General features: G+C 56.9%; 21 protein-coding genes and 1 pseudogene. 6 read left to right on the plus strand and 16 right to left on the minus strand.

The features are described 5' to 3' along the window. Positions 1-996: a nicotinate-nucleotide--dimethylbenzimidazole phosphoribosyltransferase gene (locus tag ACFWYE_RS23875; RefSeq protein ID WP_379114743.1), complete on the minus strand. Its 996-nt coding sequence runs from the start codon at positions 994-996 to the stop codon at positions 1-3. 203 nt (positions 997-1,199) lie between these two features. Here ACFWYE_RS23875 and ACFWYE_RS23880 point away from each other — a divergent pair, with 203 nt between their 5' ends. Together ACFWYE_RS23880 and ACFWYE_RS23885 are read left to right on the plus strand one after the other, a co-directional pair. Continuing rightward, the gene (locus ACFWYE_RS23880) at positions 1,200-1,433 is read left to right on the plus strand and encodes a DUF1289 domain-containing protein (RefSeq protein ID WP_379114744.1); all 234 of its coding nucleotides are present in this window, start codon (positions 1,200-1,202) and stop codon (positions 1,431-1,433) included. A 5-nt stretch (positions 1,434-1,438) separates the two neighbouring features. Beyond that, positions 1,439-2,143: a TIGR02281 family clan AA aspartic protease gene (locus ACFWYE_RS23885; RefSeq protein WP_379114745.1), complete on the plus strand. Its 705-nt coding sequence runs from the start codon at positions 1,439-1,441 to the stop codon at positions 2,141-2,143. 354 nt (positions 2,144-2,497) lie between these two features. Here ACFWYE_RS23885 and ACFWYE_RS23890 read toward each other — a convergent pair whose 3' ends face one another. The 13 genes from ACFWYE_RS23890 to ACFWYE_RS23950 form a co-directional block, all read right to left on the minus strand. Beyond that, entirely contained in the window at positions 2,498-3,037 is a 540-nt protein-coding gene (locus tag ACFWYE_RS23890) for a hypothetical protein (RefSeq protein WP_379114746.1), read from the minus strand. Then, positions 3,030-3,593 (minus strand): hypothetical protein, encoded by a 564-nt coding sequence (locus tag ACFWYE_RS23895; protein WP_379114747.1) that lies wholly within the window; start codon positions 3,591-3,593, stop codon positions 3,030-3,032. The genes ACFWYE_RS23890 and ACFWYE_RS23895 overlap by 8 nt, the downstream gene beginning before the upstream one ends. A gap of 94 nt (positions 3,594-3,687) precedes the next feature. Then, positions 3,688-4,257 (minus strand): His-Xaa-Ser repeat protein HxsA, encoded by a 570-nt coding sequence (gene hxsA, locus ACFWYE_RS23900; RefSeq protein ID WP_379114748.1) that lies wholly within the window; start codon positions 4,255-4,257, stop codon positions 3,688-3,690. Further along, positions 4,254-5,261 carry a His-Xaa-Ser system radical SAM maturase HxsC gene (hxsC, locus tag ACFWYE_RS23905; protein WP_379114749.1) on the minus strand — a complete coding sequence of 336 codons (1,008 nt, stop codon included), beginning with the start codon at positions 5,259-5,261 and terminating at the stop codon, positions 4,254-4,256. The genes hxsA and hxsC overlap by 4 nt, the downstream gene beginning before the upstream one ends. 98 nt (positions 5,262-5,359) lie before the next feature. Next, the gene (hxsB, locus tag ACFWYE_RS23910) at positions 5,360-6,769 is read right to left on the minus strand and encodes a His-Xaa-Ser system radical SAM maturase HxsB (protein ID WP_379114750.1); all 1,410 of its coding nucleotides are present in this window, start codon (positions 6,767-6,769) and stop codon (positions 5,360-5,362) included. Next, the gene (locus ACFWYE_RS23915; protein ID WP_379114751.1) at positions 6,766-7,041 is read right to left on the minus strand and encodes a hypothetical protein; all 276 of its coding nucleotides are present in this window, start codon (positions 7,039-7,041) and stop codon (positions 6,766-6,768) included. Before ACFWYE_RS23915 ends, hxsB begins: the two co-directional genes overlap by 4 nt. A 154-nt stretch (positions 7,042-7,195) precedes the next feature. Further along, positions 7,196-7,387, minus strand: coding sequence for a DUF5334 family protein (locus ACFWYE_RS23920; protein WP_379114752.1), 192 nt, complete (start codon positions 7,385-7,387; stop codon positions 7,196-7,198). Positions 7,388-7,515: 128 nt separating this feature from the next. Then, a complete protein-coding gene (locus ACFWYE_RS23925) occupies positions 7,516-7,986 on the minus strand; it encodes a hypothetical protein (protein ID WP_379114753.1) in 471 nt (156 codons plus the stop codon). 284 nt (positions 7,987-8,270) lie between these two features. After that, complete coding sequence (locus ACFWYE_RS23930) at positions 8,271-11,504, minus strand: S41 family peptidase (RefSeq protein ID WP_379114754.1); 3,234 nt, start codon at positions 11,502-11,504, stop codon at positions 8,271-8,273. A gap of 76 nt (positions 11,505-11,580) precedes the next feature. Further along, a complete protein-coding gene (locus tag ACFWYE_RS23935) occupies positions 11,581-12,885 on the minus strand; it encodes a di-heme oxidoredictase family protein (protein WP_379114755.1) in 1,305 nt (434 codons plus the stop codon). Between the two features lie 59 nt (positions 12,886-12,944). Further along, a complete protein-coding gene (locus ACFWYE_RS23940) occupies positions 12,945-13,337 on the minus strand; it encodes a VOC family protein (RefSeq protein ID WP_379114756.1) in 393 nt (130 codons plus the stop codon). 102 nt (positions 13,338-13,439) lie between these two features. Then, complete coding sequence (locus ACFWYE_RS23945) at positions 13,440-14,903, minus strand: hypothetical protein (RefSeq protein WP_379114757.1); 1,464 nt, start codon at positions 14,901-14,903, stop codon at positions 13,440-13,442. 159 nt (positions 14,904-15,062) lie between these two features. Next, on the minus strand, positions 15,063-16,616 hold the full coding sequence (locus tag ACFWYE_RS23950) for a hypothetical protein (protein ID WP_379114758.1): 1,554 nt from the start codon (positions 16,614-16,616) through the stop codon (positions 15,063-15,065). Between the two features lie 635 nt (positions 16,617-17,251). Between ACFWYE_RS23950 and ACFWYE_RS23955 the strand changes: the two genes are divergently transcribed. Together ACFWYE_RS23955 and ACFWYE_RS23960 are read left to right on the plus strand one after the other, a co-directional pair. After that, positions 17,252-18,031 (plus strand): omptin family outer membrane protease, encoded by a 780-nt coding sequence (locus tag ACFWYE_RS23955; RefSeq protein ID WP_379114759.1) that lies wholly within the window; start codon positions 17,252-17,254, stop codon positions 18,029-18,031. Between the two features lie 49 nt (positions 18,032-18,080). Further along, positions 18,081-18,356 (plus strand): annotated as a pseudogene (locus ACFWYE_RS23960) (transposase); the annotation flags it as partial. On the opposite strand, the gene ACFWYE_RS23965 reads toward ACFWYE_RS23960, so the two are convergent. Continuing rightward, entirely contained in the window at positions 18,353-18,952 is a 600-nt protein-coding gene (locus ACFWYE_RS23965) for a GNAT family N-acetyltransferase (protein ID WP_379114760.1), read from the minus strand. The pseudogene ACFWYE_RS23960 and the gene ACFWYE_RS23965 sit on opposite strands and share 4 nt — an antisense overlap. Positions 18,953-19,280: 328 nt before the next feature. On the opposite strand from ACFWYE_RS23965, the gene ACFWYE_RS23970 reads away from it, so the two are divergent. Then, positions 19,281-19,718: a MucR family transcriptional regulator gene (locus tag ACFWYE_RS23970; protein WP_379114761.1), complete on the plus strand. Its 438-nt coding sequence runs from the start codon at positions 19,281-19,283 to the stop codon at positions 19,716-19,718. Positions 19,719-19,801: 83 nt separating this feature from the next. Here ACFWYE_RS23970 and ACFWYE_RS23975 read toward each other — a convergent pair whose 3' ends face one another. Beyond that, the gene (locus tag ACFWYE_RS23975; RefSeq protein ID WP_379114762.1) at positions 19,802-20,272 is read right to left on the minus strand and encodes a GNAT family N-acetyltransferase; all 471 of its coding nucleotides are present in this window, start codon (positions 20,270-20,272) and stop codon (positions 19,802-19,804) included. A 465-nt stretch (positions 20,273-20,737) separates the two neighbouring features. Here ACFWYE_RS23975 and tnpA point away from each other — a divergent pair. Beyond that, positions 20,738-21,368 (plus strand): IS66 family insertion sequence element accessory protein TnpA (gene tnpA, locus ACFWYE_RS23980; protein ID WP_379114763.1); only part of this gene is annotated, 631 nt, incomplete at its 3' end.

The raw sequence follows: 21,368 nt of genomic DNA on the forward strand, positions 1-21,368 counted from the left end.
TCAACGAACAGCGGCTGCCATGCCGGAACTGGTCAAGGCGGCGGCCCTGGCGATGCCCGCCGCCAGTGCGCTGCCAAACCCTTCACCATGACTGATGCCGAGCTCAAACAATGGCTTGAGCCCCAGGGATGCGGCAGCTTTGGCATGTCCCGGCTCTGCGGAGAGACCGGCAAGCAGGCAATGGTCGAGCGCTGCCGGATTGGCCCCATGAAGCACCGCCGCGGCGGCCGTCGCCGCAAATCCGTCGAGGATGACGGGAACATTCTGCATGCGCGCAGCCAGGATCGCTCCCGCAATGGCTGCGAACTCGCGTCCGCCGACGCGCCGCAGCGCTTCCAACGGGTCCTTGAGATTGGCACCATGGAAGGCGAGCGCGGCATCCACCGCTGCCGCCTTGCGCATGCGCATGGCTTCGTCGGCTCCGGAACCCGCGCCGACCCAGTCCGCCCCCTTTCCACCCAGAACGGCCGCCAGAAGTGCAGCGGCAACCGTCGAATTGCCGACACCGATATCGCCTAGACACAGAAGATCGGTCCCGCCTGCCGTCGCTTCCATGCCGAAGGCCATGGTGGCGGCGCAGCCGCGTTCGTCCAGGGCCGCTTCCTCCGTGATGTCACCCGTCGAAATGTGCAGAGCGAGATCAAAGACCTTGAGGCCGAGATCATAAGCGATGCAGGCCTGGTTCACTGCCGCACCACCCGCCGCGCAAAGTTCAACGGCATTCGCGGTTGCGGCGACGGCCCGTGGCGAAATGCCTTGCCTGGTCACGCCGTGATTGCCGGCAAAGACGGCGACCAGCGGACGATTGATGGCAGGCGGCGCCTTGCCGCTCGCGGCCGCGAGCCATGCCGCGATGTCTTCGATGCGCCCGAGAGAACTCCTTGGCTTGTCTGCCTTGGCAAACAGCGCTCGCACCCGGTCGTCGGCAGTGCCATCCAGTGGCGGCAGGTTGGCGATCAGGTTGCGGAAATCGTCGAAAGGCAGCGCGCTGGTCATGGCAGGTTCCTGTTCGAAGCCGGCAATAGCCGCCCTGCCCGCTCCACACAACCGCGTGGTCACGAAAACGGCGCTGTCTTGATCTCGAAATTCGCCCGACGGATGAAAGGCTCGCCAGATGACGACCTGAAGTGGCGCAACGCCAAGGCCTTGCATTGCCACATTCGTTGCACCATGTGGGAGCGAGCCCCTAGGATATTCCCATGACGGCCATCGAATCGCCCTGCATCCTGGTCTGCTCGATCGACATGAAGACCGGCTATTGCTTCGGTTGCGGACGCACGCGCGACGAAATCTCAGCCTGGCTGAACATGACTCCTGAAACCCGCAGTGCCGTCATGACGGAGTTGCCGGCGCGGCTCGCGACCGTGGAGCGCAAACCGCGCCGCGAAACGCGCCGGACGCGCATGGCGCGCGAACGCGGCGAGGTACTTTAGCCCCGATGAACCGCTCGCTTGTCCTTATCCTGGCGATCATCGCTGCAGCGATTGCCCTGCTTGCCTACAACGATTCCGCCGGCAGCACGTTTGGCGTCGAGAACTACAGCTTCGGCAACCTGGTCTGGCTGGGCATCGTCGGGGCAGTGATCGCCGCCGGCCTTCTGCGTTCCGGCCAGCCGCTCGGCAGCATGGCCCGCAATCTGGGCACCTGGGCAGTGATCGTCCTGGCGCTGATCGCAGGCTACCAATACCGCTACGAATTGCAGGATGTGGCCAGCCGCGTCACGGCCGGTCTCATTCCCGGCAGCCCGCTGGCGCTCGGCGTGGAAGATGGCCGCGCGACGGTAACGCTCGACAAGGGCAACAATGGCCATTTCCAGGCGCGCATCCTCGTCAACAACAAGCCGGTCAACGCTGTCGTCGATACCGGCGCGACGACAACGGTGCTCACGGCCGAAGATGCGCGCGCTGCAGGCATCGATCCGGACGGCCTGAACTACACGGTGCGTGTCTCGACAGCTAACGGCAACGCCAACGCCGCTGCGGTCCGCACCAACGAACTGGCGCTCGGCAGCATTGTGCGGCGCGACATGCCAGTCCTCGTCGCCGCCCCTGGAGCGCTCGGCCAGAGCCTGCTCGGCATGAATTTCATCAGTTCGCTCTCGGGTTTCGACATGCGTGGCGACCGTATGATCCTGCGCGATTGAAGCGCGACGCGGTGGTTACATGCAAGGCGTTTGTCTGCTACATAGCGCGCCCATTCCGACAGGACCGAAGGACCAGATATCAGCGTGACGCTGCAGGCCATTGTAACGAAGGAAAAGAACTCGCTCTACGAAGAGCGTGTGTTTTCCATCGCGCCCATGATGGATGGGAAAGATTCTTAAATCTTTTCAATCAATTAAAGTCCTTCGTGTGCAAATATGGTGCACGCATGTTCCATTTTCTTTTGCGCGATACGTTTGTCCGTACTAGCCCCCAAGGCTTCAATGTTCGCGGGCAGAGGTGCTTCATGTTAGTGACGCCCGTTGCCTACATTGTGGCTTCTCGGATGATGGGGACTAACGATCCCGCACGCTTTGTGTGGCAAAGCCGAATTGCTCCAATAAGCGATCTGGACACAGCTGAATCGGATCAAGAGAGTCCCCAACAGCGTTTTTGCCAAGGGCGTGCCGCGCATTTGGCCCATCACAGATATAACGTTTGCCGCCAGGCAATGAACACACCGAACTACTCTTGCGAACGAGACCTAGTCCTCCAGTCTGCCAACCTCGCCACTCAAGGCAACCAGGCACCCTGTTTGCTAGTGACCTTGGTAACTCTGATCGAATAGCCCTAAGCGGTTGGTTATCGCAAATAACCAAGGAATCCGCGCCATTTGTCAGCTCAACATTGTTCATTTGCCGTTTTGCGATGTCAGCCAACTTGCCTGACGAACAGCCCAGAACATCATTGAATTCGATCAGCAATTCTTTGGGCGGTGATATTTGGCTCAACGTCCAATTGTTGATCACACCTCCAATCTCGCCCAAGGAACCATTTGCTATGGCGAGAAAGGCAAAAGTCACGACTGCCAAAACGGCAGGCCACCATTTATTCATTGGGCGCTGCCATGAAGTTAAAACCAATGCCGTGAACTTGGAATGCCATTCGCAACCAACCCGTCTTCTCACCAATACGGCAGGAGAAGGTTTCATCGTTGACCGTGGCGAATTCCTTCTTTTCGCGATATCCTATGAACCCTCCGATACACGCAGCGATCTGCTCACGATGGGCAATCATCACAGAACGCAGTGCAAATCCGGCGCTCTGGACACGCCACGGAGCATTTTTGCCTCTGAGGAAGTATTCTGCCTGCTCCAGCAAAAAAAGCGTCATTCCATCTGAGTTGCTCTTTAGCTGTGTAAGTTCCTTGAGAATCGTCTGATGCCGATCGTCGCCTTCAATTGCTTGAACTATTATGTCGCACCATTGCCTTTCGGGATCCTCCGTGGACCAGCAGGCTGTTGCATTTCTGACTGAGGCACCATTGGTGAGGTTGATGTCTCGTTCGAGATCACATGTGCACTTTTCGAAAGTGGGATCGGAAGCGTGCGACAAAGTTGCCCACATCGAAACAGCCGCGGCGAATACAGCAGCAACAACAAGTCTGCCCATAAACCCAAATCCCCAGGATCCACTGTAACACAATAGTTTCCCAACATCGTGGCACCTTTGTTGGACGGCGCGCCACGATGTGCCTATTGCGCCCCTACCGTGCTTCGATCCTCAACGCTGTCAACGTCTCTGGGGTAATTGTCCCCGTAACCTTCAGACCGTAATCCCCCTGCATTCGCTGCAGTCCGGCCCTCATTTCAGGCCCCATCACACCATTCAGTTCGCCGTTGTAATAGCCAAACGCCAGCATCGCGAACTGCACCTCAAGGACGATCTCTTTGAACTTGTTCGCGTTGCCAGGCAGCGTCCTAAGCGGCGCCGGTGCCGTGGCAACGGGCGGCTGATAAGTTGGAGTAGTGGACGGCGCCGAATAGAGTGGGTTCGATGGCGCTACGTATGAGGGCGATGGGCTGTTGTAAACTGGTGGCCGATACGAATAGCTACCAGTCGATGATCGATGGCTGCTGTGCGAGCTATGGCTCCTGTGCGAGCTGTGGCTGCGGTGCCCCGCCAGCGTGTACACATGGTCCATCTTGAAGATATCGAACAAGGACAGCGACTTACCGCCGTCTGTCAACATCGGCTTCGAAGGCAGGGCCTGCCCTTCTGAGGGCATGAAGCCCGCGGCTAATAGTGACGGTATCGCAAACAAGCGCTTTTTCATCTGACCCCACCCAAGCGCGCATACCCATGATCTTGCGGGTGCCATTCGAAGAACCCGCCGCAGTCGCCCCTGAGACTGCAGTCCTTGCAGTCATCCATGTAAGCTCGCTTCCAATCGGAGATCGTCGACGGAGCCAGATGCCGATACGGTCCCGGGACCGTGCAAAGAGGGAAATTGAAAAGCCAAACATCGATGCCGCGGCTTCGGGCGGTATCGATGGCCTGTCCGACTGCTCTAAAGCCAGTTGAGCTGTCGTAGAACAGTCGGCTCCAGTTTTGCCGTGCGTAGCCGATGTTCTCGAGCTGCATAATCGCCCAAGTCTGGATGAACGGCACCGACGCAGTCAGATATTTGACGAGCTTAGGCAGATCCGAGGCATTCGGCTGCATAAGAACCGTACGCAATTCGATCTGAGCCCCTACTCGCCCTAGAAATGCCAAGCCAGAACGAAGTTTGCCAAATGCACCAGCCTTGCCGACGATTTCGTCGTGAACAATAGGGTCGGCCGAGTAGAGGGGCACTCCCCAGACGATCCTTTCGCGATCCAATTCCAGCAACTTTAGGCGATCGCCTTCTTCGAAATGCTGCGCATTGGTCAGTATGTGAAACCGCAGGTCGTCCCTGGCCCGCATAACCCTTTGGAGGAATCCGAAAAGCTCGGCCTTGAAGAGGGTTGGCTCGCCACCCGAAATCCCAATGGTCGCGCCTTCTGGAGCCAACATTGCAGCTTGTTCAAAATAGCCGAAGAGATCGACATGCTGCTTCTTAGGGGGCTGCGAGCACATCACGCAGAGCTGGTCGCAACGCTCCGTCACCAGGAACGTATTGTGCGGTGACGTGCTGCGGATCAGGCGATCTGCGGTTCCTCTTTGGGGATTGACGAGCAGCACATCGCCATCAATATCCGATGGATCGATCCCGAGGATCCGAACTGAACCGCCCTCGCCTGCATATTCGGCAACGTCAGCCCCTGCGGTCTCCAGGCTGGCATCGAAAGCACTCATGCCAGCCCGAGCGTCAACGCTGGCCATACCCTCGAATGACCGTAGCCGGACGACAAATGGCTGCACGGCTTGTGCTTCGGCTTTGATGCGGAGCGGTATCATGAATGCACCGCGACCATGCTTTGGTCCCAGGTGCCTATACCCAGCCAAGCAGCGACCGAGGCGCGAGCCGCGTCGTCCTGGCGATAGATCACCTCGAAAACCTTGTCGAAAATCGAGAGGTGCCGACCACAGAACCAGGTGTCATGGCGCGGCATGTCGATGCGGCCGTAGCGGGAGATGTCATCGATAACGTCTGAACCGCAGAACGGCTGGTATGCACAGTGAATGCAATCCGGGTCGAAATGGTTGAAAGCACCGGAGTTCAGCACCTCAACCTTCGATCTGTCGATGCCTGTGGCCACATCCCCGATGCTGAGATCAATGCGGCCAATCCTTGACAGCATGCGGGCTTCGTCCGTCGGATAGAATTTCCCGTCGTGATCGATCACAATGTAATCCGAAGCGAAGAACCCGGGATTTCGGATATCGACGTGGTCATCAGCACCAGAGCGAAGAACCCGCTTCAGGCACTGACTGAAATAGTACTCTTCCATGAAGCGCCCGGTGCGATGATTGCGGTCGATCAGGCGGTCGATGAATTGCGAGTGGAGTTTGTTCCAGCGGCCCAATGCGTCCGCGCCCTGATCTAGCTTCCGGGCGAATCCCTGATGGTTTATCGGCCGTAGGTAGACGGACTTGATCCCATACCGTTCGTAGCTGTCGAGAAGTTCCCCGAGATCCGGCGGCGAAGAGACGTCAATCGTCGGTAACGCCGAAATCTTCCCCTCAGGATAGCGCGCCACCGCAGCTTCGAGATTTGAGAAGAAAGTTCGCGTGCGGGCCTCGTCATGCGTCCGCTGGCGCTCGTGAGTTGTCGCGTCTCCATCGAGCGAAGTGCTGATGAAAGTGTCATCGGCGTCGAGGAACGCCCAAGCCCACTCATCAAGGTTCTGGAGATTGGTGCAGACAACGAACTGGGCGCGGGCAAACTTGCCGCGGCAAAATTCGCGCACGATCTCGAGCAGATCAACGCGAAGGAGTGGTTCGCCGCCTTGGAACTCAACTTTGATCTCTGGGCTTTCGATTGATCCTAGGAAAGCAAGAACGGCGGCTAAGGTCTCGTCGGCCCAATCAAACCCGCGGGCCTTTTCTGGAGCCCGGGACACTTGGCAGTAGTCGCACGCGAGATTGCAGCGGAGTGTCGGCACCAGAATGACGTATTTCAGCTGCTGCGGCTTCGACTGTCGCTGCGACCAACGATAAGCAAACGATGTCCAGGAAAGATCAAGTTCGTTTTCGAAGGTATGGCCACCCTCCCAAAGAAAGGATCGATCTCCATCATTCAACGTGTCGCCGACGTAACGATCGAGGAAGCAGTCGTCCGACATGAAGAAGCCGCCGGCGTCGTCAGCAAAAAGAATTCGATTGTTCGCGAGTTCACGGAACTTGAGAGGCCAGACGTTCATCGCGAGGTGACCGCAGCAATCAAGTTTGCTCTTAGAGGCAGCGTCTCCGCGTAAATCTTCTCCCTGTAAAGCGTATGCAGAAACGCACGCCGTATCTCGGAGAACTTGAAACGGTCACAACCGGAAATCGTGACAATCCAGTTGTCCGTTTGGATTTCAGATGCAGGAAACTGTATTTGGAATTTGACAACAGCAGACGGCACGAAGCCTTCGAACTGCGGTTCGATAGCAATCGTCAGAATAGAATTCGACTCTGAAATGACGATGCCCACTGCCCACTCTTCCCGAACGGGATCATGCACGTGTTATGTTAACAATCAAGACGTAGATGGTGCCAGAGATTCAGTCGTCTGGGTGATAGGTCGGTACCTGACTCTTGCTTCTTGCCGTTTCAATTGATCTGAAGCCCAGTAAGGTTACATATCTCTATCGGAGCTGAAACTCTAGACGACCCTGCCTCTGAGCTTCAATCTCCACCGTGGAACCGTAGCGATTGATGTCTTCGACCGTGACATCGCGATACTCGCCGGCACCGTAGTCATAAATCTCGATGTCCTGGCCTGTCCGAACAAGGTTGCCCTTCTCTATCTCGACCGAGTTCCCGGTGTTGGCATCCACCCCATCCCAAGCGAAAGCATCCAACGGAAACAGGAGCAAGCACGAGAGTTCGGATCATGTGCATTGGTGTATCCTGACCGCGATCGATTTGATGTGATGAATGAAACGCTAGTCTTCTCGGCATGCGCCTACATGCTCCAGCCTGGCCAAGTGGAGTCAACCATAGATTGTCCTCCGCAATAGCCGTCATAAACGAAGCGTCCTGTCGCTCGATCTCGACAGCGCCAAATCAATGTGTAGTTCGCTCCGTAGAATTGGTCCCAAGCCACGCCGTACGAAGGCGGGTAGTACCCTCCGCCCCCGTAGCCGCCGTTGTTGGCAGCCACAGCTGCCGCGGCGGTGCCGAGCCCCGCCACAGCAACCCCACTTGCAACGGAGTTGTCCGACGCAATGAGCTTCATGCACTTCTCGGCAGAAGCAGCGCGACGAACAAGCAACTTCACGATCTTGGCTTTGTGCGCGTCGTCATAGTTTGCCGTTAGCATCCGGCACAGGCTGAGTGTGCTTTCGCCTGTCAGGTCCTGGTTTGTGATTGCGGTATTCGTCGTGCAGCCGCCAGCGGAGAGTGCGGCCGCCAACAATATCGGCAGATGTTTCATAGTAATCCCCCCAAGATGCATTCCTGAGGCACATTTTGCTGAATAGTCCAGTACTTTTTCAGATAGCTAGAGTGACTCGAATGAAATTCGAAGCTTCTCTACAAAGCTGAAAGCGGAGCACAGGCGACATCACCCTGCATGCCATAGCTGAACCGGCTAAGTCACCTTAGTGAGGTAAGATGACATGACCGTATTTTAGTTGAACAAGGCTGCGATCTCATTCGTGCTGAACCTGATCTGGACCCGAGTCTCCGTTCCCGGAAATTGACGCAAAGTCCTTCAACTCATCGCATCAAGTACTCCACGGCTGCTTCGAGTTGCTTGTCCTCCCCGTGATAAAACAGATAGGGGTCGTTCTCGACCTGGATGTCAGGCTTCACTCCCTCTCCCTCGATCAGCCAACGGGCAACACCGTTTTCCTTGACGTATGAGCCGGATTCCGGAATGCGCACCGGACCGCCGTCAACCAGGGTCCTGCTGCTGTTGACCCATATCCCTGCCCCCGAAGTCCGTGTGCCGATCAGAACAGCCAGGCCGAGGCGGCGAGCGCCTTCGGCAATCAACTCGCCGTTGGAATAAGTATCACCGTCGATCAGGACGGCAAACCGTCCGTCGAAGGAATCCCTTGGGTTCTTGAAAAGAACGGGGTCCGAGCGCCCGTTCAGATACATCCACGTCTTCCTTTGCAGGAAATTCAGGATCCAGGCATCGATGTTACCGCCGTTGTTGCCCCGAAGATCGATGATGATCCCCTTGCGATCCTGGATGGAGGGGTACTGCTGGACGATCGTCGCCATATCCCCTTCATAGGATGAGTAGAGGTGGAAGTAGCCGACCTTTCCGCCGCTCAACCGGTCCACGGTTTCCTGGTTTGAAGCTGTCCAATGGCGATAGCGCAGGAATGCCTCCTCATTCGCGCTGATCGTCTTGACGGTGATCTGAACCACGCGACCGTCTGCCTTCCTGACGGTGACGGGCAAGCTCTGCCCTTCTCGTCCATCGAGAAGCTTGTCGATTGAGCTCTGATCATCGACCGCTATGCCTATGACATGCGTAATCCGATCTCCAGGACCTATCGCCGGATTCGTCAGGCTGAGTGGCGACCTGTCTTCCTTGAGGTCTAAGTCACCGTCATAAACCTCCGTCACCCGAACACCTTCGCCGTCATCGATGAAGGATCCACCGAGACGCCCCACTCCCGGTTGCTGTCCTGGGTTCTCGCTTGGTGAGCGCATTGAGGTGTGACCCGTACCCAACTCCGCCACCATGGCCGACGCCACTTCATTGAATTCAGAGCGATTGGATGTTCTGGGCAGGAGGCCGATATATTTGCGCCGGGCGCCTTCCCAGTCGCTGCCGTTCATCTTGGGATCCCAGAAGTAATCCCGATAGAGCCGCCACATCTCGTTGAACATCTGGACCCGTTCGACCGACCTGTCGACGCGCACCGCTAGGTTCTCGATGTTGCTGAGGTCCGTCTTCTGGGGCATCCCGCCATCGGCGGGAACTGTCGCGACGAAAAGACCGCTGCGGCCGATGGCAATCAGAGAATGTTTGTCCGCAGACCATTCGATCTTGAAGATATCCTCGTCGAAAAGGTTGCGTGGTGTCTGGCGACGCCCTTGGGACAGCTGCGGAAAATCGACCAGCTTGCCCCGTTCGTCACGAACAGCCTTCTTCGCAACGGCATATGGACGGTCCCCGACCGCAAACAACATCGCATAGTTGGCGGCGACGATAGGCATTTCTTCGGTAGCCAGCTGATAATCGCGCAGTGTCGCCACGCCGGCGGTTTCCTTGGCTGCACAATTCGGCGCTGGGGTGGATGCTGCATCTGCTTTGGTCGGCGAATGCGTTCGCCGCAGGTCTATCGAATAGATCAGGCCCCGGTTTTGATAGTCGGGCCAATAGTTCCTGGGCGCCCAGGGGTCGGTAACCGTGGATCGGAAGTTTGTCTCCGAGATGAAGTAGAGTTTGCTGCCATCCTCCGAAAAGACCGGAAAGTAGGATTCGTAACGTCCGCTGGTCACATGGCTTATGGTGTTGCAGGTAACATCGACCATCGACACACGGCCGATATCCTGCGCGGTATAGGTTATCAGCCCCAGATGCCTGCTGTCCGGCGCCCAGCTCAACCAGCGGGGCGTTGTCTTGGAGACCACGTCCAGCAGGGTCGTGCGGCCTCCCTGCGGTTCGACCAGAAAGAGCTTACCGGAGATCGTGGTTGCGACGATGACGGCACCATTCGGAGAAACCGAAATGTCTTCGATCGGTTCGGGGATATCGGATCTGACTTCCAGCAGGTCGCCGCTACCAAGGTCAAAGCGATAGATCTTGTACTCGCCGCCCAGGTCGGACAGCGCGAACAGATTGCCTCCCGCGTCGAGGTGCACCGACTTGATCCTTGCAGCAGCATTGCACTCTAGGCACGTCGCCTTTTTCGTATCCACGTCGACGGACCACAGGTCGCCCCGCAGAACCATGATCGCGCGTTTCGCATCGTTGGATACCTGCAGTTCCGTCGCGTCAGTGGTCTTGAACGTAATCGTTTCGGTGTTGTGCACCGCGTCTGCAGGAAGGCGTACCTCGACCTTTGCAGTTTTGCCGTTGGATGGGTCGAAGGAAAAGATATCGCCCAGCCGCTGGAACAGGACTGTCCCTTCACCCGACAGCCCGATCGAGCCGATATCGTAGGTGTCCTCGAACGTATGCTGCGTCAGGTTCTTGCCATCTGCATCCATTGACCAGAGGTTGAAGCGACCGCTGCGGTCCGAAAGGAAGTAGATTCGATCCTGCCCGCAAAGCGGTTGGCGGCTTATACCCTTGTAGGAGGCCGTCAGATGGACCGCCTGAATGCCTGGCCTTGCAACGGCTGAAACATCTTCATCAAGGACATCGGCCGGGGTCTTGAAGAGCGTCTGCGCATAACCGCCGCGATAGAGCCTGTTGTTGTCGATCAGCTTCTCGTTCTTGACGAAAACAAAGCTGCCCTTGAAGACACATCCTTCCGAAGCTTCCACCAGAGGAACCGATTTGGCTCTGTGAGTCGTTGTGTCGATGACGAACAGTAGCGCGCCGCGCTTTCTCGATTTGATCGTCGTCGAGTACATCAACCGGGTCTTGCCAAGCCAGCCCTGGACCTTTGCATCGTTACCGCCGTCAAAGGTCAATCGGACCGTATTTCCCGTTGGGAGCGAGGTCAGGAAAATCTCTGAAGCCTGGCCCTCGGCCCCGGTGAAGGCAACGTACTGTCCATCTGGAGAAATTGCCGGAAAGGCTTCTTCGGAGTTTCGGTCCGTCAGCCTTCGCGCGACCTTGCCGCGCTCCTGCAGCCAGATGCGGCTGTTGAACTCGAAAACCACGCTCGATCCGTTACCCGAAGGATTGCGCGCAAAATACGGCATGTCTTGTGCGAAGCCACGCTGGGTAAAGAAACTGGAAAACAGCGCGATGACGAGAAATGTTGCAAAGGGCAGCCACTTCGCACGAGACCAAAGACAACTTCCGACACTGTGCACAATCTCACTCCGCATCGAGAATTGGGGCCATTTCCCGCCGCACCGAATGGTGCGACCGCGTCTTAACGCCTCGAATTTACAGCGAGGCCACAAATGCGATCAGCCTGTCCCGATCCTCCGCCGAGAGAGCCTTGAAGCGACAGATGGAATGATCCGCCTCTCCGCCATGCCAAAGGACCGCCTCCAGAAAACTGCGCGCCCTGCCGTCATGCAGATAGCCCACCTTGTCCGAGACGACGCTTTGCGTTCCGATGCCCCAGAGGGCGGGTGTCCGCCAGAAGCGGCTAAGGCTGTCACCGTTGCTGTCTGCGAGGCCCTCGCCCATGTCGTGGAGCAGTAGGTCGGTGAAAGGATAGATTTGCTGGTCGCGCACCCGCTCGTTCGTGTCTGGACCTGCGCCCGTTCGCCAGCCCGGTGTGTGGCACATGACGCACCCCGTATCCTCGAAGAGACGAGCGCCTTGCATGTGCTCTGGCGTGTTGTCTACACGTCGGGCTGGAACCGCAAGCATGCTGAGATATTGGGCCAGGTTGCCTACCAGCACATCATATTCCGATCGCTTGGCGGAAGCGGCTGCAGCCTCAGGCTGGTAGATTCCAAGTTCACCCGCGAGTGCAATCCGGGTCTGAACCTCCAGATTCGCTACGGTACCTTTCCAACCGAAGCGGCCAAATTTTCCGCAGGGCTCGCCGCCCCCGGGCTGACATGCGCTTGGGACGACACCCTTCACGCCGAGCGCGGAAAATTCGCGTTTTTCAGCCGCCTTCCGGATCTCGTTCTCGGGAATTGCTTCAAGCAGCCCAAGTCCATAGACCCCTGGCGCATTGCGCAGGTCGACAGCCTTCCTTTGCCCATCGACAATGGAAACTGGAGCGACAAGCTCTGCGACCTGGCCTCCTGGAAGCTCTATACGATGTCTGGTTTCCCATTCGACGGCCTGCAGTCTGTTTGAAACGCTCGAGGAAAGGAGATCGCGGAAGATCGGTACTCGCGATCCGTCATCCGCTGACTTCACCGAGAAACCCGTCTGATCGAACGACTGCGTATGAGAAATGCCGCGTCCATCGCGAAGATGGCAGCCTTCACAGGACCGGGCATTGTAATCCCCTTCAATGCTCAGCCCGTCCCCTTCTCCGGCGCCGACCGAATGGTTTTGCCGAAAAGCCAACGAGCCATCGGAGAATATGCGCCGCTCATCGAGCTGAAGGAAGGGAGCGCCGTGATTGAACGGCGACTCCCCGAATGAATAAACGGTCAGGGTCCCGCCGACCTTCTTGGCCGTGCGCCAGTCTTCGTCGGTGCCTGAATTCGCCGAAGCGAAGGCGACAACAACGAGAGAGCAAAGACCCGCAGCAATCAGCTTTGCCGTTGATCGCACCATCGCATCACGTCCTCCCGCAGACTGGAACTCAGGGACTTCGGAGTCTCAAACCCCGTCCATCAATCAGACACCACGAATTCAACCTTGATGCGGTCGGGATCCTCAACGAACAGGGCGTAGTAGTCCTTACCGCCGTTCGCGAATGGGTACTTGTCGTCATAGAGATTGGGAATGTTGTTATCGATGCAATACTGCCTGATCGCATCGACCTCCGCACGGGTTTTCACCTTGAAGGCCAGGTGGTTAAGACCAACGCTGCATCGATGATAGGTGTGTGACTTATACTTCTTCGTAACCTGCACAAAAGTCAGGTAGGCATCTTCGCCGTGGACGAGCGTAAAACCGTCCTTCCAGTTTCCCGAAGGCTCCCAGCCGATCTTGGCGAGTATATTTGTCCAGAACGTTCGCGAAGCGTCGATCTTTGATACATAAATTTCGACGTGATGCAGCATTCGTCAACTCTCCTGAACACGTTGAAAAAGTTCAATCAAAGGGCAATCGATGATACGCAGAGTGCGACCCGTTAGGTCGCACTCCCTGTTGCTGCCAGCCATTTACGAGCGGCTGGGCTCTCTGTACTGGCTCGCGTTCACACCAACCGGCACACGGGCATAGTGCGTGTTGCCATCCTGCATAACAAGCACGTCCAGATAGACCTCGCCACTACGGTCTTCGAAGAGACATTGGCTCGAAGAGAAGATGGCCTTCGCATCGAATACCTCCACGCCCTGCTTGGACAGTTCGTCGGCCGTGAAGCTCACGTGATGCGTGAAATTCATGCCGGTGTCGGTCGATACGGCAACGACGAGACGAGCTTTGCCGCTGCTCTGATCGTATTCCTTGTAGGACGTCGCGCGGATCGGCGTGTCGATGAGCGCGCTGTACTGGAAATGCGAAGTCGAAACGTTGGGCTTTGACGTCTCGACGTTCTGCATGCCTTGCGAAAGCTTGTTATTCGCCACGACATGCTTCCACGGTGAATTGGCGGGCTTGATCGGCTTGAAGCTGACGACGCTCACCTCCCCCAGATTCCCACTGCTGTCCATCGCCATCATCGAGGTCTGAACAAAGGAGATACCGTTGTTGGGATCACGGGATGGATCGATGGCCGGAGCCAGGGACGCGGATTTGTCACCCTTGTCGTTCGGCTGTTCGATTTCACGGGTTCCACCCCAAGTCAGCGTCGGAGAGTTCGGTTGGGATGTCCCGCCCGCCAGACGCAGATTGTCATAGCTTCCCAGCCGTGTCTCGACTTTGACCATCGGATAGTCGGAGGATTTGAGGCCGAACAACGGCTTGGGCGCAGCCCAGGTCTCGCCACCGTCCATGGATTCGATATAGGCGGGATAGGAGCGTTGCGGGGCCGCCCCGCTGGCCACATCGGTTGGTGCAAATTCCGGGTTTGTGGTCTGGTAGCTGGCGATCACGTAGTTGCCGCGGATGGCGACGGCTGGCCCGGAGGTTGCAAAGGCGTCCTGAACCACCTTCTTGGCCATCGGGAACGTGTGGCCGTCCTTGGACACACCGACGTAAAGGCTCTTGGAGTGCTTGTCCTGCCAACCGTAAACAACCGTCTGTCGGTTCTCGTCGGCAACGCCACCCCAGCCTCTGCGTGAGGCCTGGACGAACGTGTCCTGCGCTTCGACACCTGCGGGCGTTACCACCTCGGAGACAGCGATTTCCGGCTTGTCGGCGAAGGGTGCGCTGGCAAACGCAATCCTGCCGACATTCATGCCATCACGTTCTTCGGTGAACGCAATGTATGAACCCTGGAAGTTGGAATCGATCGCGGCCTGATGGACCTTGCCATCGATGCCCTTGACCATGGTCTCGTTCCAGTTGTCGCCGTTGTCGAGCGATGCACCGAACACAAGGTTGAGGTTTGACCCGTTCTTGACGGAATAGGTCGAAACCAATCCGCCATCAGTGGTACGCATGATGTTGCGGCCTGCGCCGTCAACGCTCTCCTGGGAGAGGTTCTTGAGTGCGGTTCCAGCAAAGGCGGCGCTGCTTGCCATTGCGATCGCAAACGCGGCCAAGGATACGGGCTTCAGAGGGAAATAATACATTTGTCTACCTCGCTCTAATTTGTGAGCCGACGACAAACCGATCACCACGGGTTCGTCTCAAGCTCGCCAGATCACGTGGATTGAAAAAGATGCAATGCAAGCGGCAACTCAGGTCCCGCTGGGCTTTTCGGCCGCCCTCAACTGCCTCGCGTTGACCCCGATCGGCAGACGGGCGTAGCGGGTGTTCTCGTCTTGCGAAACGAGCAGATCGACATACACGTCGCCATTGCGATCCTCGAACAGACACTGGCTGGCCGAGAAGACCGCGGTTTTGTCGAACCCGTCGACGCCGAGCTTGGACAATGCGTCGGGCGAGAAGCTGACATGGCGATTGAACACCTTGCCCGTATCGGTCGAGACCGCGACCACGAGACGTGGATCGCCGTTTCCAGACTCCTTGTAGGTAGTCGCCCGGACTGGCGTGTCGATCAGCGCGCTGTATTGGAAATGCGATGTCGCCACGCCCAGCCTGGAAGTCTCGGCGTCCTGGTTGCTATTCGACAGCTTGTTATTTGCGATCACGTGCGTCCATGGCGCGTTCGGCTTGATCTGGCGGAAACTGACGATGCTGACCTCCCCCTTGCGTCCAGCGCTGTCCATGCTCATCATCGACGTCTGCACGAAAGTGATGCCGTCATTTGGGCCAACATCGGCAACGCCTGCGTGCTCCATCTGGGACAGATCGGCGGATCCCGATTTGTCCTCGGCAACACTTGAATTGCCTGCGTCACGCGAAACAAATGGCCCGGGGTCACCGATGCCGCCCCAGTTGAGGATCGGCGAATTGGGCTGGGTCGTGCCCCCTGCAAGGCGCAGATTGTCATATTGCCCCGGTTGAGCCTCAACTTTGACAACCGGATAGTCTGCGGATTTCAGGCCGAACAAAGGCTTGGGTGCAGACCAGGTCTGCCCGCCATCCATGGACTCGATCCATGCGGGATAAGAACGCTGAGATGCGGCGTCGCTGGCCACATCCGCCGGTGCGAATGCTGGATTGGTTGTCTGATAGGTCGCGATAACGAAGTTGCCGCGGATTGCGACAGCAGGTCCTGAGGTCGCATAGGTGTCCTCGACCACTTTCTTGGCCGCCGGGAAAGTGCGGCCGTCCGTCGAAACGCCGATGTACAGACTCTTGGAATTCTTGTCCTGCCAGCCGTAGACAACGGTTTCACGAGCTTGGTCGGAGAGGTTTCCCCAGCCCTTGCGCGAAGCCTGAATAAATGTGTCCTGCGCTTCAACACCCGCAGGCGTTACCGCGTCGGAGACTGTGATTTCCGGCTTCTCGGCGAATGGCGCACTGGCAAATGCAATCCTGCCGACCTTCACACCATCACGTTCTTCCGTGAAAGCGACGTAGGACCCTTGGAAGTTGGAATCGATGGCGGCTTGGTGGACCTTTCCGTCCACGCCCTTGACGACGGTCTCGTTCCAGCTTTCGCCGTTGTCGAGCGATGCGCTGAAGACTAGGTCCAGGCGCTGTCCGTCAGCAACCGAATAGGTCGAAACCAATCCGCCGTCGGCGGTGCGCATGATGTTGCGACCCGCACCATCAATGCTCTCTCTGGAAAGATGACTAAGGGGACTGGCACCGAACGCGACGCTGCTTGCCATGGCAAGCGTGAGCGCAGACAAAGAAATAGGCTTAACCAGGGAATTATGCATGTCTAACCTCCTCATTTGATGTTGGGAACAGACAACGTAGCTGATCACCGCGAATGCGTTGGATCTCGTCAGGCTTGGCGAAAGTTGAGAGTCTTGGGGCGTCGAAGTAACGGGGCGGACGTGCCGACGGTTATGCAAATAATACAATGAAAATGCATAACAGCTCGTCCCCACTAATTTCAACAGAGCTGCCAGAGTAAAGGCAGTTCTACGTTAGTACTGCGCCTTGCATGAATTACCATGCTGGGTCAGTATGCAAATTGGCTGTAAGCTACCTCAATAGACTGCGCGTCTACATCCATCTCTGTCAAGAATGAATTTTCCAAACAATTCGACACAATTCGATACAATCTGTGACGAATAGAATAATATCTAAAAGATCCAATGGAAAAATAGTTAGGTTCCTAAGCAAATTGATTATTACGTGGCAAAAGATAATTTGTCGCTTGCGATAATCTCTACTGAAACATTCTTGGCAATTTCGAGTACTGCCTACGCAGCCGAAGAACTCCTCTACGCACCGGCAGATCGTAGCGCTACAGTGCTTGGGGGGCGTCGGTTATGCGTGGCTCAAGGTTAACCAAGGCACTTATGACGACTCCGGTCGTATAAGCTGACCCATTTGGAGATCCGATGTGCCGGTAGTCACGGGACGTATCGCGTCCGAAGTTACAGATCATTGGAAAGTAACAACCAGTCCCGCAGTCGGTCTCTCCGGCAACAGCCACATGGAGGATTACGAATGGCTGGACCTGTCGCCCAGCCCCGATTTCGCAGACTGGGATCATCTGTCGGTACACCCGGATACGTATCTCGACAGGTACTTAAATGTGGACTTCGCTATTGGCCGCGATTTCGCGCTTAACGATAGTCTGAGCATCAACATTCATGGCGGCGTGAAGTATACCAACACGAAGTGGACCGCCCATGGCGGGTCCTTCATCTACAGCGAAGGCAGCTTTCGTGACACAATGGGAAGTTTCCCTGACGGTGAGCGTGTAGCCACATTCGAACAGCGTTACCCCGGCCTGTTTCTCGGCGCGGCAGCGACAGCCCTCCAGGGCGATTGGACTTTCGCAGGCCTGATACGTGGCGGAGCAACGATCAACGCAAGTGACACCGACCATCACTGGATCCACGGCATTCGGTTCGAACGAGATTACAGTGCGATCCCATTTCTTTCCCTTGGCGCACGGGCAGACTACGCATTCAACGACCGGATCACCGTTTTTTTGGAGCGAACTTTGACAAGTATTTCCAAAAAAGGGCGGCACAAACGTCTACGCTCTGGATACAGGCGAATTGATCGGCGGACCTTTCGTCAATGGGGCAGGATCAGACTTCATTTCAACGACGGTCAATGTAGGTCTCAAAGCCTCTTTCTAATGAGAAAAGTCCCTCAATATTTCGACTAGTTTGCCGTGTGTTTCCGCCGGGGTGAGGAGTGCGGTTCCACAATGCATGGGCCTAACGCGCTTCCTCGATGGCGGCACAATCGAGATTGACTCCAACATCGTCGAACGCGCCATGCGGCCGATTGCCTTGAACCATAAAAACGCGCTCTTCGCAGGCTCAAACTGGGCCGAGCACTGAGCGACAAGCACCTCGCTCATCGAGAATTGCAAGCTCAATAGCGTCGAGCGGCTCGGCTATCTCGCCAACGAGTTCACCAGGATCGTCACTGGCCACCCCTGCCCCTGGGCCTACATCCGCGCTCCCGAACTCAAAGCCTTGGGCTAAGTAAGGGGACCGCTCACTTTGCGACTGCGAGTCCCGAGCTCCTTACGCATCTTTACGCATGCCATCAGCTGGCCCGAGTTGAGAGTGTGCTGACCATGCTCAAGGGCTTCGTAGCCGAGCAATGCATAAAAAGGTTCCGCCGTAACCGAGGAATCCACCTTCAGAAAGGTTAATCCTCGTTCCCTTGCGACCCGCTCTATCTCTTTCACCAATGCTGTTCCCACTCCCCTGCGACCCGCCTCAGGCGCAACATAGCAGGCTCGCAGTTCGCCGCTGCCGATGACCAGCGCCCCGATGCCCGCGACTTGTCCGTCGATCTCCGCGATCAGTCTGAACTCATCGTCTTCATTCGCCCGCACGCGTTCAACCGCCGCCTCTGTCACCGGAAGCGGGGCCCAAGCTTCGATCACATCGGAAAGATAATCTCGCGCGGCAATGGCTCTCACAGCCGCGTGATGAACATCCAAGAAAGCCCGCGCATCATCCGGGCGCATGTTCCGAATTGTTGGCAACATAGGGCGCTGTCCCTCGCTCTTGGCCACCTTAAGGCCGAGGACCAAGTTCGCAACCGGTCGGACACCATCGTTTGAGATCATGACCATCGCCGACGTACCCATGATCAGGACAAGAAAGTGGAGAAGCACTCTAAACCCTGGCGGCCCTTCAAAGACAGCTTTCTACCATTGCTGTCGCATAGGTTTCGCGACAAAGGCGCTCAAGACTGACACGGGCGCGAGAGCGTGAATAACACGCCCGTCTCGCAAAGATCGTTCCATGTTTACATGCACAGACGGCCCTCAATGTGCAGCAGAACCGAAGCTCCTTCGGACTAGGCAGTTCCTTGTGTCGCAATCGCATTTCCCTTTCGAAACGAAGCTTTATCGGCTAGGCAGACTTCGGCTGCCAATAAGAGGGAACAAACAAATGGCCGACCCCAACCACACCACCGATCTTGTCACTGAACTCACCGCCGAAATAGTAAGCGCTTACGTCACCAAAAACCCGGTTCCGGTCTCTGAACTGCCGAGTGTCATCGCAAGCGTTTTTCAGAGCGTGAGCAACCTTAATGGACAACAAGAACCAACTGTTGAATCGCAGAAGCCGAAGGTTCCCGTCAGGAGGTCGGTCACACGTGACTACATCATCAGTTTGGAAGATGGGAAACAGTACAAGACGCTGAAGCGGCATTTGACCACGCTGGGCCTGACCCCCGAGGGCTATCGCGCGAAGTGGTCTCTCCCAGCCGATTACCCGATGGTCGCTGAAAGTTACGCCGAGCAGCGATCCGAACTGGCCAAGAAGCTCGGTTTGGGAAGGAAGACCAACCCGAAACGCGGCGGCAGGCGCTCAGTCAAATCGTAGCTTGCAAGCTCGGGATAAGCATCTCACAAACGATCCAGCCAGCGTTGCGAGGGCAGCAGGCAGAGTAGGCGCGGGAGAATAGTTTAGCCGATGGCCTTGGTCATGAAGACGGAGAGTGGGTCGAGCTCATATTGGCCAAAGGGTTCACAATAGACATAGCCGAAACTCTCGTAGAGCTTCCTAGCTGCTAGGCTGTCTGTGCCGGTTTCCAGATATAGGCGCTTGAGGCCGATCCTGTGCGCCTCACCTTCAATTGCCATCAGTAGCCTGCGGGATATTCCGTTTCCTCGCCAAGCCGGTCGTACAAACATGCTTTTGATCTCGCCGGTGCCATCGCTGTGGCGCTTGAGCGCACCGCACCCTGTGAGGTCTGCACCCATCCTTGCTGTCCAGAACGTTATGTCGGGCTTGTCGAGTTGCGACAGGTTGAATGAATGGATGCTCTGGGGCGGCAAATTGGCCTGAGAATGGACGATCCGTTCTTCGATCAACGCTGCGATATCTGCGCCGGCAGGTCGCTCGATCGAGATGGAAACTGAGATCTTCTGCGTCATTGGGCGAGTACTGAAGCCTAAGCAGGGAAATCTCAATTGGATCGCACCCGTTCGGGCTACGCAACCCAGCCCAGCTAACGCCCGATCGGGTGCCTGGTCGTGCGGCCCTTCCCCCATTGAGATGTCGCCGAGAACAAGTGTGCTGCGTACCAGGTTACTCGCACATGGTGATGTTCGCTTTCGATCGCAACAAGATGCCTCCAGCGTTAGACCTCGTCCTCGCACTGTGTAAAAAGTTCAGCTTTTTCAAAGCACTGACATGAAACCGCACCGTGCACCCAAATGATGCACGGTGCGGAACGCGCCAAAAAACTGAATAAAAACAAACACCCGACCGAAGCGCAACGTGCGTCCTTTTATCCTGCCGTCTTAATCGGTTGTGCGTAAGCGTCCGGTCCCTGCACATATTTGGGGTAGTGCAATCTCGCATCATGTCGGGTTCCTTCGTCACGTGGAGGATTTCCGATGGCGCCTCGCCGCTCCTGGGCCAAGGCCAACAGTCCGTATTGGTCGTCGCACGTCGCGAACTGGTACCGCAGCACTCAGGACGCGCAGGAATACTGTCGCCGGCGTGATCTTTCCGTAGCGACATTCGAGCGGTGGCTGCGCCATCTGGTGAGCAGCGACGATCTGCGTAAACGTACGGAAAAGCTGCGGAATTTGCGCAAGAAGACGGCAGCGCGTCAGCACAGGACGGCGCCGCCGAAGCGACCAAAAAGGGCTCCGCGCTATCGTTACAGCATGCGCACGGACAGCGGCCCGATCGCACTTCGCGCGTTCTGGGCAATGCATGTCGAGGCGATGAACTGGAGCGGGATGGGGCATGCAGAGTATGCCGCAGCGCTCGGGCTTTCGCGATATGCGTTGCGGATCTGGCGTGATCGCCTGGAAGAAACCGGCGACGAAATGGACTGGCGAGCGCTGCTTCATCCGAGTGCCCAAGCCCAATTAAGCAGCGCTGCTAATTGCGCACGGCGCAAATACCGCTTGACACCGGACGTGGCGGACGGGCGATCGAACCGGCGCCGCTTCAGCGACGAGCAGAAGCGGGAAATCGTGCAGGAGACGGAGAGACCCGGCGTCACGGTGGCGCGGG

Source organism: Mesorhizobium sp. NPDC059025 (genome assembly GCF_042739655.1).
Lineage (GTDB): Bacteria > Pseudomonadota > Alphaproteobacteria > Rhizobiales > Rhizobiaceae > Mesorhizobium.